Genomic DNA, 13,628 nt, shown 5'->3' on the forward strand with positions numbered 1-13,628 from the left:
TTCGGCTTCGGCTTCGGCTTCGGCTTCGGCTTCGGCTTCGGCTTCGGCTTCGGCTTCGGCTTCGGCTTCGGCTTCGGCTTCGGAAGGGCTTTGTTCAACCCGATCTTCCGGGTCAAGCGTGTAGGCGTCAGTCTTGGCGTCGACCGCTTCGGGCACCTCATCGACCTTGGGGTCGTCGGCCGGTTTCTGGTCTGTGTCTTTCTTGGCAGCCACCGTCACTTCCCCCTGTCGATTCCCATAAAACCTGACGCGCAGACGCGTCCAAGTTAATCCGCGCCCATCGCACCCTCAAGCCGGATCGCGTATTTAACGAGTTTTTTCACGGCTTTCCGCATTTTCTTGGGCGTCGGGCGTTTGGCAATCCGCAAACGGGCAATCGCCAAGTTTTCAAGGGGCTCGGCGGTCGGGCCGCTCATCGCGGCGACCAAAAGCGCTGCCGGTCCGGGCCAAAGGTCGGCAAATTGTCGCGCGGTCCGCGGCGAGAACAAGGGCGCAATCACCGGGGCCGATCCGGCCGCAGCCGCCTGGGCCTCGGGCGTCAAAGGCAGCAGCTGCTGGCGATAGACCGGCTGTTCCCGCACGGTCAGGCCCAGTTCGGTCAGCCGGGCCGCGATGTTTCCCCGGCTGTGTTCGCCGCGCAAATGCAACAGCGGGCTGTCCGGGCGCTCTTTCAGCAGTTTGGCGACCAGTTCCTCGGCGGTTTCGCCGGCCATCCGGGCCGCCCACCCGGCCTGGCGGGCCGTTTCCGTGGTGGCCGGCCCCACGCAATAGGCAGGCAGATCCCGACGCACATCCTGCGCCGCGGCGGCCGCCACGCCATTTGCCGAGGTGAAGATCAGTCCCCGGATTCCGGTCGTGTCCACCGCCTGTTCCATCGGTCGGATATCCAGCAGCGGGGAATAGATCACCTGAACCCGCGACCGTACACGTTCGGGCAACTGCGCCACGAACCTCTCCGAGGCGGCGCGGGGGCGGGTCATCAACAGGTACACGGGCGGGCGTTCGGGCCTTGAGGATTGTTTGCTGCGGCGCGGGGTGATACCCCGCGACCAGATCATGATGCAATGGTTCAGGCCGATGGTGCAAACACTTACCGTTCTGGGATTGGAAAGTAGCTGCGATGACACGGCGGCGGCCGTGGTGCGGCAGACCGAGGGCGAACCGGCGCAGGTTCTGTCTTCGGTCGTGCATGGCCAGACGGAGCTGCACAGCGCCTTCGGCGGCGTGGTGCCCGAGATCGCGGCCCGCGCGCATGCCGAAAAGCTGGACGTCTGCGTGCAGCAGGCGTTGGAACAGGCGGGCCTGACCCTGCAGGACATGGACGCCGTGGCCGTGACCGCCGGGCCGGGGCTGATCGGCGGGGTCATGTCCGGCGTGATGTGCGCCAAGGGGATCAGCGCGGCCACCGGCCTGCCGCTGATCGGCGTCAACCACCTGGCCGGCCACGCGCTGACCCCGCGCCTGACGGACGGGATCGCCTTTCCCTACTTGATGCTGCTGGTGTCCGGCGGGCATTGCCAATACCTGATCGCCCACGGCCCCGAGCGGTTCACCCGGCTGGGCGGCACCATCGACGACGCCCCGGGCGAGGCATTCGACAAGACCGCGCGCCTGCTGGGCCTGCCCCAGCCCGGCGGCCCCTCGGTCGAGGCCGAGGCGCACGATGGCGACCCCAAACGCTTTCGCTTCCCGCGGCCGCTGCTGGACCGGCCCGGATGCGATCTGTCCTTTTCCGGGCTCAAGACCGCCTTGATGCGGATGCGCGACCAGATCGTGGCCGAAAAGGGCGGGCTGACGCGTCAGGACCGCGCCGATCTGTGCGCCGGGTTCCAGCAGGCGGTCGTGGATACGCTGGCCGAAAAGACCCGCCGTGCCATCGCCTTGTATCTTGAAACCAACCCTGCCGAGCCAGTGATCGCAGTGGCCGGGGGCGTTGCCGCCAATACGGCCATTCGGTCCGCGTTAGAGTCTGTTTCTGCGGATGCCGGCGCACGGTTCACCGCCCCTCCGCTGCACCTGTGCACCGACAATGCAGCAATGATCGCCTATGCCGGGCTGGAACGGTTCCGGCTGGGCGCGCGCGACGGGCTGGACCTGACCGCCCGGCCCCGATGGCCGCTGGATCAAACCAGCCCGGCCATGCTGGGCGGCGGGCGCAAGGGGGCCAAGGCATGAGTGTCTCGGTCCTTGGGTCGGGCGCCTTTGGCACCGCGCTGGCGATCTCGCTGGCGGGCAAGGGTCCGGTCGCCTTGTGGGCCCGGTCGGGCGAACAGGCGCAGACGATGCAGGCGACCCGCCGCAATGACACCCGCCTTCCGGGTGTCACCCTGCCCGACGCCATCACGGTGACCGCTGAAATCACGCTGGCCTGTCGGAGCGACGTGGTGTTGTTGGCTGTGCCCATGCAAAAGCTGCGCGATGTCCTGTCGGACCATGCGGCGGACTTGCAGGGTCGCACCCTTGTGGCCTGTTGCAAGGGTATCGAGCTATCCACCGGCCTCGGTCCGATTGCCGTGATCGAACAGGTGCTGCCCAGCGCCCGCACTGCATTGCTGACCGGGCCCAGCTTTGCCGATGACATCGCGCGCGGGTTGCCCACGGCGCTGACCCTGGCCTGCGGCGACGCAAAGCTCGGCGCCCGGTTGCAACAGGCGCTGACCACCGCCAACCTGCGGCTCTACCGGACCACCGACGTGACCGGGGCCGAGTTGGGCGGGGCGCTGAAGAACGTGATGGCCAACGCCTGCGGGGCCTGCATCGGCGCCGGTCTGGGGGACAGCGCCCGCGCGGCCCTGATGACGCGCGGCTTTGCCGAGATGCAACGCTTTGCCGCAATGCGCGGTGCCCGGCCCGAGACCCTGATGGGCCTGTCGGGTTTGGGCGATCTGGTTCTGACTTGCTCGTCCGAGCTGTCGCGCAACTTCCGGTTCGGCCTGTCGCTGGGCCGCAACGAGTCCTTTGACGCCGCGACCACCGTCGAAGGCGTGGCCACGGCAAATGCCATGGCCGCCATCGCGTCGGCCGAAGGGCTGGACATGCCCATCTGCCAGACGGTGGCGCAGCTCAGCCGTGGCGCCTACAGTGTTGCCGAGGCCCTGCAATCCCTGCTCAATCGCCCACTCAAGGAGGAATGACATGCTTATCGCCCTGATCGCCCGCGACAAGGACGGCGCCCTGCAGACCCGGCTGGACAATCGCGCCGCGCACCTGGCCTATATCGAAGAAACAGGCGTAGTCGCACAGGCCGGGCCGCTGCTGGACGGCGATGCCATGATCGGGTCGCTGGTCATCCTGGATGTCGAGAATCTGTCCGCCGCACAGGCCTGGGCCGACAACGACCCCTATGCCAAGGCCGGTCTGTTCAAGTCGGTCGAACTGATCCCGTGGAAGAAGGTCATCGGCTGATGGCGTATTGGCTGTTCAAATCCGAACCCTCGACCTGGAGCTGGGACCAGCAGGTCGCCAAGGGCGACGCGGGCGAGGAATGGGACGGGGTGCGCAACTATCAAGCCCGCAATTTCATGCGGCAGATGAAGCTGGGCGACCGGGGTTTTTTCTATCATTCGCAGAAGGACAAGGCGATCGTCGGCATCGTCGAGGTCTGCGCCGAGGCCCATCCCGACAGCACCACCGTCGACGATCGGTGGGACTGCGTGGACATCAAGGCGGTACGCCCCTTCGTCAAACCGGTCACGCTGGACCAGATCAAGGCCGATCCACGGCTGGCCGATATGGTGCTGGTCAAGAACTCGCGCCTGTCGGTGCAGCCCGTCTCGGATGCCGAATGGGCGGTGATCTGCGAACTGGGCCAGGCCCAGACGGATTGAGAAAAAAGGGAAGGCCCTGACGCTGCAGAACCTTCCCTACCCCGCGTGCTCCCTACTCACCACACGCAAAGAAATCTCTGGTTCTGACCGTCCTGGTCACGGGTTGAATGTAGCCCAAGGCGCCGCGGTTTTTCAAACATGAAATCAATAGATTATGATTCAAATGCAAAACGCCCGCCGAACCAGTCGGGCGGGCGTTTCCGAATGTCGCGGCGGGATCAGCCGTAGACGGACTCTTTGCCGAAATGCTTGGTCAGCATGTAATAGACCACCGCGCGGTATTTGTTGCGCTCGGACATGCCATAGGTCTCCATGACCTTGTTAATCGCTGCCATCAGCTCGGGACCATCCGACAGGCCCAGTTTCTTGATCAGAAAGTTGTTCTTGACGGTCTCCAGCTCACCTTCCTGGCTGGCGGCCACGGTCGCGGCATCCGCGTCATAGATGGCCGGGCCGCATCCAATGGTAACCTTGGTCAGCAGGTCCATGTCCGGCGTCACGCCGCATTTATTCTTCAGATCATCCGCGTATTTGGCGATCAACTCGTCACGTTTTCCCATTGTCCTCTCCTGTGTGGGTTGGGTTCCGGCCTTTGCGGCGCTGGCTGAACGGTAACGGCTGACAGCTTTTCAACAAAGGGAAAAATCCGACGGTTTCCCCCCAAGGCAGGGATACGCGCACCCGCGGGTTGATCATTGTTTCACTTTTATTTAACATTTTAGTTAATCATTGAGTCGAGGAGACCGCCATGACCATCGCCCTACCGAACGAAAGCGCCGAGTACCGAACCGCCCGAAATGCCCTGGTGGCCGCCGAAGCCGATCTGCGTGCGCGGGTCGAGGAAGTGGCCGCGCTGCGCCGGACCTTGCCCAAGGGCGGCCAAATCCCGCAGGATTATGCCTTTCGGGACCTCGAGGGCAATATTGCCCCGATTTCCAGCCTGTTCGGTGATCATGACACTCTGGTCGTGTATTCGCTGATGTTTGGCCCCAAGGCGCAGGACCCCTGCCCCATGTGCTCGGCCTTTCTGGACGGGCTGACCGGGCAGGTCGCACATCTGACCCGAAAAACCGCCTTTGCGGTCGTGGCGCAGAATACCCCGGATGCCATGGCTGCGCTGAGCCAGCGCATGGGCTGGCAGGATCTGCCGCTGTATTCCGCGCTGGATACAACGTACCAGCAAGACTATCTGGCCGAGACCGAGGACGGAAACCAGTTGCCGATTCTGAACGTGTTTCAACGCGATGCGCAGGGAATCCACCATTTCTGGAGCTCCGAGCTGTTCTTTCAGCCCAGCGACTGGCATCCACGCCATGTCGATACAGCCTGGCCCCTGTGGAACATTCTGGACCTGACGCCGCAGGGGCGCGGCGATTTCGTTCCGCCGCTCCGCTGATCGCAACAAAAAAGGCGGCCCGGATGGCCGCCTTTTCCGCGAATTTCTGACGGATCAATACCGGTAGTGCTCGGGCTTGAACGGGCCTTCGGGCGTGACGCCGATGTAGTCCGCCTGTTCCTTGTCCAGCTTGGTCAGCTTGACGCCGATCCGGTCCAGATGCAGGCGTGCGACCTTCTCGTCCAGATGCTTGGGCAGGATATAGACCTTGTTCTCGTACTGGTCGCCTTTGGTGAACAGCTCGATCTGGGCCAGGACCTGATTGGTGAACGAGGCCGACATCACGAAGGACGGATGACCGGTGGCATTGCCGAGATTCAGCAGACGGCCTTCGGAAAGCAGGATGATGCGGTTGCCCGAAGGCATCTCGATCATGTCCACCTGGTCCTTGATGTTGGTCCATTTGTGGTTTTTCAGGCTGGCCACCTGAATTTCGTTGTCGAAATGGCCGATATTGCCGACGATGGCCATGTCCTTCATCTCGCGCATGTGCTCGATGCGGATCACGTCCTTGTTGCCGGTGGTGGTGATGAAGATGTCGGCGGTCGAAACCACGTCTTCCAGCAGAACCACCTCATATCCGTCCATGGCGGCCTGCAGGGCGCAAATCGGGTCAACCTCGGTCACTTTCACGCGGGCACCGGCGCCACGCAGGGACGCGGCCGAGCCTTTGCCCACGTCGCCATAACCGCAGACCACGGCAACCTTGCCGGCCATCATCGTGTCGGTGGCGCGGCGGATGCCATCGACCAGCGATTCCTTGCAGCCGTACTTGTTGTCGAATTTCGACTTGGTGACGCTGTCGTTCACGTTGATCGCCGGGAATGGCAGGTGGCCGTCCTTGACCAGCTGATACAGGCGGTTGACGCCGGTGGTGGTTTCCTCGGACACACCCTTGATCTGATCGCGCACCTTGGTGAACCAGCCCGGGCTTGCGGCCATCCGCTTCTTGATCTGCTCCTTGATGACCTCTTCCTCTTCCGAGGACGGGACGGGGATGATGTCCTCGCCCGCTTCGGCGCGCGCGCCCAGCAGGATGTACAGCGTGGCGTCGCCGCCATCATCCAGGATCATGTTCGGGCCATCTTCGAACAGGAAAGACTTGTCGAGATAGTCCCAGTGCTCTTCCAGAGTCTGACCCTTGATGGCAAAGACCGGAATGCCCGCCTCGGCGATGGCCGCCGCCGCGTGGTCCTGGGTCGAAAAGATGTTGCACGACGCCCAGCGCACGTCCGCGCCCAGCGCGACCAGCGTCTCGATCAGAACGGCGGTCTGGATCGTCATGTGCAACGACCCGACGATGCGCGCGCCCTTCAGCGGCTTGCTGTCGCCGTATTCCGCACGCAGAGCCATCAGGCCCGGCATTTCGGTTTCCGCGATATCCAGTTCCTTGCGGCCGAACCCGGCCAGTGAAATGTCTTTGACGATGTAGTCGCCAGCCATCAGATGCTCCATTCCGATCAACAACGGTTTGGGCAGCCCCTAACACCGTTGGGGAAAAGTGGCAACGTGGATGGCGATTGGGGCGTGGGCGTCAAATCAACTGGGCGCTCCTTCGGCCGGGGCCCTGGGCGTCACTTCGAAGAAATCGGTGCCAGCGGCGACAATGCAACTGATTCCGTTGGCGTGAGTCATCAACACGGTATAGGTGCCGCTTTCGCGCGAGGCCCATACCTCCATGACCGTCTGACCGCCCCGCGTGTTCTGCAATCCGCCAAAGGCCAGCTCTTCGGAATAGATCTGCTGCAGCTTGGCGATTACATCCGCGCGCAGGGCGCAGTTTTGGGCCAGTGCAGGCGGCGCGGTCGCAGCCATTCCAAAGACAAGGGCCATTCCCAATAAACGCTTGAACATGACAAGCTCCTTTCGGTTCGGGTTTCGATCCGAGAGGGGCATGCTGGGAGGAGCACGCGCCCCCCTCAGACCTAATGTCGTGATCCCTGGCTGCCGGTTCAAAGCACGATTGCTCAAGAAACTGTTGGCAGCCGGTGATCAGGATGGCTTAAGCATAGCACAAAACCGTGTTTCAGGCACGTTCGGCACAAGGGGGCATGGCAGAATGGCAACACGACCCAGGGCATGGCAACGGATGCTGTCAGGCCGCAGGCTGGACCTGCTGGACCCGACGCCGGTGGATATCGAGATCGAGGATATCGCCCATGGGCTGGCTTTCGTGGCGCGCTGGAACGGCCAAACGGCGGGTGATTTCGCCTATTCCGTGGCCGAGCATTCCCTGCTGGTCGAAGAGCTGTTCGGCCGGATCACCCCCAAGGCGCCGGTGAAATGGCGGCTGGCGGCGCTGCTGCACGATGCACCGGAATATGTGATCGGCGACATGATCTCGCCGGTGAAGGCCGCGGTCGGCCCCGGCTATGGCGCGCTGGACGACCGACTGGCGGCGGCGATCCACATCCGCTTCGGCCTGCCCGCCGCGGTGCCGAAAACGGTGAAACGTCAGATCAAGAAAGCCGACAAAATCAGCGCGTGGATGGAGGCCACCCAAATCGCGGGTTTTTCCGAGGCCGAGGCAACCAAGTTCTTCGGCCGACCGGACGCGGCGGTGATAGAGGGATTGCAGATCACGCTCAGGCCACCGGTTGAGGTTCGGCAGGCATATACGGCGCGGCATGCGGAGCTGCTGGCGGAGCTTTGAAACTCGAATGGCAACAGAATCTTACTTGCCCCCAGCCGCATATTTGCCTCTGCGGCGCCCACGCAGTCCGTGTGTCTAAACTCCGAAGAACGGCCACATTTACTCAATATCGTACCGCAGAGAAGACACTGCTTGAGCCAAAAAGAGCGGCTCCAGCGTTCGTCGGTTGACAGAAGAACGGCACCGTCAGTCTAATGAGGCGCAACCGAGCCGAGTGATCGTCGTTGTATGAAACGCCTCAGAATTGGAACTTCGGATCTACCGCGCGCATTCCGGCTTCTGTGTTTATCCACGATAATGTTGCTGGGAGCGGCTTCATGCGGCCGCCCGCCGGAATTGGTAGGGATCGATAATCCAAGACTTCCTGCATCTGAGGTAGAAGAGGCCAAGCGCCAAACAGTCTTCATTGCCACGACGCGTCAAGCGTCCGGTGCAGAAGGGGTCTTCTTTTCCGGTGACCGCGGTGAGGGCTTGGGCTTGGCTTCAGTAGTCGTCACCATCCCGCCAATTCACAAAGCAGGGAAAATTGAAAGAGCCAGCTCTCTGCCACCTATTGCCTCAAAGCACTTCACCATAGTTGAACCAAAAGTCTATGTTTCAGAAGCCGCCTTTGTTTCTGAAATTGACAATCAATTACTGAACCTCAGCGTTTCCGACAGAAACGTTCTTGTCTTTGTGCACGGCTACAATACGACCCTGAGCGATGCCATCCTTAGATTGGCGCAGTTTGTCGAGGATACCGAGTATGACGGGATCCCCGTATTGATGTCATGGGCGTCTGCTGCAGAGACTCTGAAATACGTCTACGATATCAACAGCGCCCTGGCTGCCAGATCAGACTTTTTGAAAGCCGGTGAGATCATTTCGCGATCACAGGCTCAACAATTTGACATACTCGCGTTTTCGATGGGAGCGTTCCTTACGATGGAAGCCATCTCGCAAGCCGAAATTGCTGGCGAGTTCAATCCCAACAAGAAAATCCGAAACATAATTCTGGCGGCACCCGATATCGATTTGGCGGTATTCGAAAGCCAGCTCTCAACTATCACCCACGACAATCAGAAGATCTTTGTTCTCGTATCCTCGGACGACGGAGCCTTGAGTTTTTCGAAGTTCATTTCTGGCGGAGTCGACCGTGTTGGCGCGGCCGATGCCGCCGAACTCGCAAGGTCAGGAGTCACCGTTATTGATCTCAGCCAAGTCCAGGACTCTCAAAGCACAAGTCACTCGAAATTTGCTGCGTCCCCTGAGGTTGTTCGAATTGCTGGTGAAGCAATCCGCACAAGCAGACGGACCGGTAGGCGTTCCACTACAGAACTTCAGGACCTTATTGGCGAAGGTTCAGTGGAGGTTGTAGGCGAACCTTAATTTCTTGATTTCCCAAGCCTGTTGCCAGAACAGTGCCGATCGGCAAAACGCTACCGCGGGCTGCGTTTCGCCAGGATCCGCTGCAAGGTCCGGCGGTGCATGTTCAGGCGCCGCGCGGTTTCCGAGACGTTGCGGTCGCACAGCTCATAGACCCGCTGGATGTGCTCCCACCGCACCCGGTCGGCGCTCATGGGGTTTTCGGGGGGCGGGGGCAGTTCGTCGCCCTTGGCCAGCAGCGCGTTGGTGATGTCGGTGGCGTCGGCGGGTTTCGACAGATAGTCGGTCGCGCCGATTTTCACCGCCGCCACGGCAGTCGCAATTGCACCGTATCCGGTCAGAACCACCACCCGGCTGTCGGGGCGCTTTTCCCGCAGCACCTCGACCACGTCCAGCCCGTTGCCGTCCTCGAGCCGCAGGTCCACCACGGCAAAGGCGGGCGGGCGGGCGGTGGCGATCGCGCGGCCGGCGGCGACGGATCCGGCGGTTTCCACCTCGAACCCGCGCTTTTCCATCGCCCTGGCGAGACGTCTCAGAAACGGCTCGTCATCATCCACCAGAAGCAGGGATTTGTCGGGGCCGATGTCAAGCTGAGCACTGTCTGCCATAGTGTGGTCTTTCTGCTATTTCATGCCGATATGCTTTGAGATGAGTAATAGCAGCGCCACACCAAAGGTCAAACCGACGGTTACTCTGCCGCTTGGTCCACAAAGCAGGCAACGGTGTCGGCCATCTGCTCGGCCGTCGCGTCGCGTTTGAAAAACTCGAGGAACCCGTCCTGCGGCGTGACGAGGTAGGTAAATGTCGAATGGTCGACGAGGTAATACTCGTCGCTCTTGTCCTGGGCCTTGTAATAGGTCTTGTAGGCCTGGCTCGCGGCCTTGACCTGTTCCGGCGCACCGGTGAGACCAATCATCTTTTCATGCAGGTTGTAGGCAAAATCACCCACAACGTCGGGGGTGTCCCGGTCCGGGTCCACCGAGATGAAGATCGGAGTGACCGAATAACCGCGCTCGGTCAGCAGGTCGACGGCCTCGGCGTTGCGGCTGGTGTCCAGCGGACAGACGTCGGGGCAGAAGGTATAACCAAAATAGATCAGCGAGGGCTCGGTGATCACGTCTTTGTCGGTCACGATTTCACCCTTGGAGTTGATCAACTCGAACGGGCCGCCGATGGTTGCGGTGCCGCCTGCAATCTGGCTTGACCGGCACTGGGCAAACTTGTCGTCCGAACCGCCGCCGCGCGTCATCAGCCACATGGCGCCCAGGCCCACGGCCAACACGACGGTTGCAAGAATGGCATAAAGGCGGGTCATGGCGAAATTCCTGACACATGGGGTTGTTGATCGGTTCGGCCGGGACACCTATCAAGTTGACCAGCGGACGCAACAGGACATAATCGCCCGATGACGGATTCCAACACCAGCCTCTGGCGCGGACAGGAACGCAGCAGCTGGATCCGGCTGCGCACGCTGATCCTGCTGCGGTGGGTGGCAATCATCGGCCAGATCACGGCCATCACCGTGGCCCAGCAGACCTATCACGTCCAGCTGGAGCTTGGGCTGTGCTACCTTGCCATCGGTGTTTCGGTCATGGGCAACCTGACTGCCATCCTGCTGTTCCCGCAGAACAAGCGCCTGTCGGAATTCGAAAACTTCCTCATGGTGATGTTCGACCTGCTGCAGCTGGCTTTCCTGCTGTATCTCACAGGCGGTCTGAACAACCCGTTTGCCCTGCTTTTGCTGGGTCCGGTGACGATTGCGGCCAACGTCATGAGCACCCGGTCGACCCTGATCATCGGGGGCGCCGCAATCGTGCTGGCGACGCTTCTGGCCCAGTTTCACCTGCCGCTGCGCACCGATCTTGGCCTTGTGCTGGACATCCCCGACATCCTGCTGTTCGGCAACTGGGCCGCCATCGTGATCGCGATCGTATTCATCGGCGCTTACTCGCACCGCATCAGCGCCGAGGTGCAGTCGATGTCCGAGGCGCTGGCCGCCACCCATATGGCCCTGGCGCGCGAGCAAAAACTGACCGACCTCGGCGGCGTTGTCGCCGCCGCCGCGCACGAGTTGGGGACGCCACTGGCCACCATCAAGCTGACCAGCTCGGAACTGATCGAAGAATTGGACGACCGCCCGGACCTGAAAGAAGACGCCGCCTTGATCCGCGAACAGGCCGACCGGTGCCGGGACATCCTGCGCGACATGGGTCGGGCCGGCAAAGATGACCTGCACCTGCGCCAGGCACCTTTGTCCGCCGTGATCCACGAGGCGGCCGAGCCCCATATACACAGGGGCAAACAGGTACATTTTGACGAAGGCCCCGGGCCTGACGGGGATGTCCAGCAGCCCTCGATCCTGCGCAAGCCCGAGATCATTCATGGCCTGCGAAACCTGATCCAGAACGCCGTGGACTTTGCCCGAGCGCAAGTCTGGGTCGAGGCCGAATGGACGCCGGACCGGATCACCGTCAGCATCATGGATGACGGGCGCGGTTATCCGTCACACATCATTGGCCGTATCGGTGACCCGTTCATGCGCCGCAGACGCGCCGAAAGCGATCTGCGCACGCGCCCCGAATACGAGGGTATGGGGTTGGGCCTATTCATCGCAAAAACGCTCTTGGAGCGCAGCGGCGCCGAGTTGAAATTTGCAAATGGGTCCGACCCTTACCAGGCGGTGACGGACCAGGCCGAGCGACGCGGTGCGATCGTGCTGGTGACATGGTCGCGCAAGCTGATTGATGCACAAACAGGCGACAACCCGGTGCCGTCCGGCGTGAACGAACGGTTCCAGGTCTGAGTTAAGACACCGTTAACCATTTCGGCGCAAAGTCGGGTCCGGTTTGTTTTTGGGGTAGGCGGCACTGTGGCCGACTGGATCATGCTTGCGGCGATCAGCCTGGTTTCGTCGGGCTTTGCCCTGCAGTGGCTCATGCCGCGCCGTCCGCGGCGCGGTGACAATTTCGGTTTGTCTGCGCCGGCTTCGTTGCTGGATGCGGTGTTTCTGTTCAACGGAAGCCGCCTGATCAGCCACTCCGACATCGCCCTGTCCGGGTTCGAGGCAGTGAATGACTGGGATGATCTCAGGCGCCTGCTGCAGCGCGACTTTCCGGCCTTCCCCGAGACTTACGAAACCGTCCGCCAGCAGGGCAATATCGTGGTTTCGGCCATAGATTGTACGGTCGAGCGCGAGGTTCGGTGTGAATGGATCGACGGCATCGTCCGGGTGCAGTTGCGTGATTTGACCGGCATCACCGAACCGGCAAGGAGGGATCCGAACGATCCGATCCGCCTGGCCATGGACCGCGCGCCCTACCCCGTGTGGCTTCTGGATCATGCCAACAAGATAAGATGGTGCAACGCCGCCTATGTTGCACTGGCCCGCAAGGCGCGTGGGCAGGACACGGATCTGACCCAACCCATGTTCCCTGAACTGACCGAAGAAGCGCGGCCCGGCAAGAAGACCCGCGTCTCAATTCCGGTGAAGGATAGCAGCAACAAGCTGTGGTTCGATCTGACGCGTGTGGAACTGGACGAAGGTCACCTGCATTATGCGGTCGACGTAAACGCCATTGTCGAGGCCGAGACCGCCCAGCGCAAATTCGTCCAGACGATGACAAAAACCTTCGCGCAGCTGTCGATCGGCCTGGCAATCTTTGATCGAAACCGCCAGTTGGCACTGTTCAACCCCGCCTTGATCGACCTGACTGCTTTGCCGCCCGATTTCCTCAGTTGCCGGCCGAATATCTCAAGCTTTTTTGACCGCCTTCGGGATCAGCACATGATGCCCGAACCCAAGAACTACCGCAGTTGGCGCCGGCAGATGAACGATCTTCTGGAGGCGGCCGAGGACGGAAACTACCGGGAAACCTGGTCACTGCCGTCGGGCTCAGTCTATTCGGTCAGCGGCCGCCCCCATCCCGACGGCGCCGTCGCCTTCCTGTTCGAGGACATTACGGCCGAGATCACCCTGACCCGCCGGTTCCGATCCGAGATGGACCTTATGCAGTCAATCCTCGACAAGCTCGCGGATGCCGTCGCCGTGTTTGCCGATGACGGGACGCTGGCCTTCACCAACTACGCCTACCAGCTGCTGTGGGGCGACTCGGACGAGGTCGGCTTTGAACCAGCCACGGTTCTGGACGTTACACGCCAGTGGCAGTCGCAATGTCAGGCCAATCCAATTCTGGGTGACATTCGGGACTTCGTGGAAATGCGCAACAACCGGGTCGAGTGGAGCTCGGATCTGTACAAGCGCGACGGCACCCGGCTCTTGTGCACGGTCAGCCCAATCCAGAACGGCGCAACCATCGTCCGGTTCACGATCGAACACGCGCTTGGAGAAACGCCGGGTATGTTGCAGATCACCGCCTGAACCGGGTTG

15 protein-coding genes and 1 pseudogene are annotated in these 13,628 nt (G+C 61.6%); 9 read left to right on the forward strand and 7 right to left on the reverse strand.

The window, feature by feature from the left end; genetic code table 11:
• Positions 1-213: pseudogene (locus AC2FNZ_RS15135) on the reverse strand (hypothetical protein); the annotation flags it as partial.
• A gap of 53 nt (positions 214-266) precedes the next feature.
• Positions 267-980, reverse strand: coding sequence for a uroporphyrinogen-III synthase (locus AC2FNZ_RS15140; RefSeq protein ID WP_496841141.1), 714 nt, complete (start codon positions 978-980; stop codon positions 267-269).
• A gap of 97 nt (positions 981-1,077) precedes the next feature.
• On the opposite strand from AC2FNZ_RS15140, the gene tsaD reads away from it, so the two are divergent.
• From tsaD to AC2FNZ_RS15160, 4 genes are read left to right on the forward strand one after another with little or no spacing between them, the layout of a single operon-like run.
• Positions 1,078-2,175, forward strand: a complete 1,098-nt coding sequence (gene tsaD / locus AC2FNZ_RS15145; protein ID WP_496841142.1) for a tRNA (adenosine(37)-N6)-threonylcarbamoyltransferase complex transferase subunit TsaD — start codon at positions 1,078-1,080, stop codon at positions 2,173-2,175.
• A complete protein-coding gene (locus AC2FNZ_RS15150) occupies positions 2,172-3,134 on the forward strand; it encodes an NAD(P)H-dependent glycerol-3-phosphate dehydrogenase (RefSeq protein WP_496841143.1) in 963 nt (320 codons plus the stop codon). Before tsaD ends, AC2FNZ_RS15150 begins: the two co-directional genes overlap by 4 nt.
• A 1-nt stretch (position 3,135) precedes the next feature.
• On the forward strand, positions 3,136-3,405 hold the full coding sequence (locus AC2FNZ_RS15155) for a YciI family protein (RefSeq protein ID WP_093963861.1): 270 nt from the start codon (positions 3,136-3,138) through the stop codon (positions 3,403-3,405).
• Positions 3,405-3,827 (forward strand): EVE domain-containing protein, encoded by a 423-nt coding sequence (locus tag AC2FNZ_RS15160; RefSeq protein WP_093963862.1) that lies wholly within the window; start codon positions 3,405-3,407, stop codon positions 3,825-3,827. The genes AC2FNZ_RS15155 and AC2FNZ_RS15160 overlap by 1 nt, the downstream gene beginning before the upstream one ends.
• Before the next feature lie 218 nt (positions 3,828-4,045).
• Here AC2FNZ_RS15160 and AC2FNZ_RS15165 read toward each other — a convergent pair whose 3' ends face one another.
• Positions 4,046-4,387: a DUF2853 family protein gene (locus tag AC2FNZ_RS15165; RefSeq protein WP_093963863.1), complete on the reverse strand. Its 342-nt coding sequence runs from the start codon at positions 4,385-4,387 to the stop codon at positions 4,046-4,048.
• Between the two features lie 188 nt (positions 4,388-4,575).
• Here AC2FNZ_RS15165 and AC2FNZ_RS15170 point away from each other — a divergent pair, with 188 nt between their 5' ends.
• On the forward strand, positions 4,576-5,223 hold the full coding sequence (locus tag AC2FNZ_RS15170) for a DUF899 family protein (protein ID WP_496841144.1): 648 nt from the start codon (positions 4,576-4,578) through the stop codon (positions 5,221-5,223).
• Between the two features lie 54 nt (positions 5,224-5,277).
• Here AC2FNZ_RS15170 and ahcY read toward each other — a convergent pair whose 3' ends face one another.
• Together ahcY and AC2FNZ_RS15180 are read right to left on the reverse strand one after the other, a co-directional pair.
• Entirely contained in the window at positions 5,278-6,666 is a 1,389-nt protein-coding gene (gene ahcY, locus AC2FNZ_RS15175; RefSeq protein ID WP_496841145.1) for an adenosylhomocysteinase, read from the reverse strand.
• 96 nt (positions 6,667-6,762) lie between these two features.
• Positions 6,763-7,077 (reverse strand): hypothetical protein, encoded by a 315-nt coding sequence (locus tag AC2FNZ_RS15180; protein WP_093963865.1) that lies wholly within the window; start codon positions 7,075-7,077, stop codon positions 6,763-6,765.
• 205 nt (positions 7,078-7,282) lie between these two features.
• Here AC2FNZ_RS15180 and AC2FNZ_RS15185 point away from each other — a divergent pair, with 205 nt between their 5' ends.
• Entirely contained in the window at positions 7,283-7,876 is a 594-nt protein-coding gene (locus AC2FNZ_RS15185; protein WP_496841146.1) for an HD domain-containing protein, read from the forward strand.
• A 228-nt stretch (positions 7,877-8,104) separates the two neighbouring features.
• On the forward strand, positions 8,105-9,244 hold the full coding sequence (locus tag AC2FNZ_RS15190; protein ID WP_496841147.1) for an alpha/beta hydrolase: 1,140 nt from the start codon (positions 8,105-8,107) through the stop codon (positions 9,242-9,244).
• 50 nt (positions 9,245-9,294) lie between these two features.
• Here AC2FNZ_RS15190 and AC2FNZ_RS15195 read toward each other — a convergent pair whose 3' ends face one another.
• Positions 9,295-9,849, reverse strand: coding sequence for an ActR/PrrA/RegA family redox response regulator transcription factor (locus AC2FNZ_RS15195; RefSeq protein WP_093963867.1), 555 nt, complete (start codon positions 9,847-9,849; stop codon positions 9,295-9,297).
• Between the two features lie 80 nt (positions 9,850-9,929).
• On the reverse strand, positions 9,930-10,556 hold the full coding sequence (locus AC2FNZ_RS15200; protein ID WP_496841148.1) for an SCO family protein: 627 nt from the start codon (positions 10,554-10,556) through the stop codon (positions 9,930-9,932).
• Positions 10,557-10,646: 90 nt separating this feature from the next.
• On the opposite strand from AC2FNZ_RS15200, the gene regB reads away from it, so the two are divergent.
• Positions 10,647-12,044, forward strand: coding sequence for a sensor histidine kinase RegB (gene regB, locus AC2FNZ_RS15205; protein ID WP_496736456.1), 1,398 nt, complete (start codon positions 10,647-10,649; stop codon positions 12,042-12,044).
• A 66-nt stretch (positions 12,045-12,110) separates the two neighbouring features.
• Positions 12,111-13,619 (forward strand): PAS-domain containing protein, encoded by a 1,509-nt coding sequence (locus tag AC2FNZ_RS15210; protein WP_496841149.1) that lies wholly within the window; start codon positions 12,111-12,113, stop codon positions 13,617-13,619.
• Positions 13,620-13,628 lie beyond the last annotated feature (9 nt).

The sequence above is a fragment of the Ruegeria sp. SAZA006 genome (genome assembly GCF_059613465.1).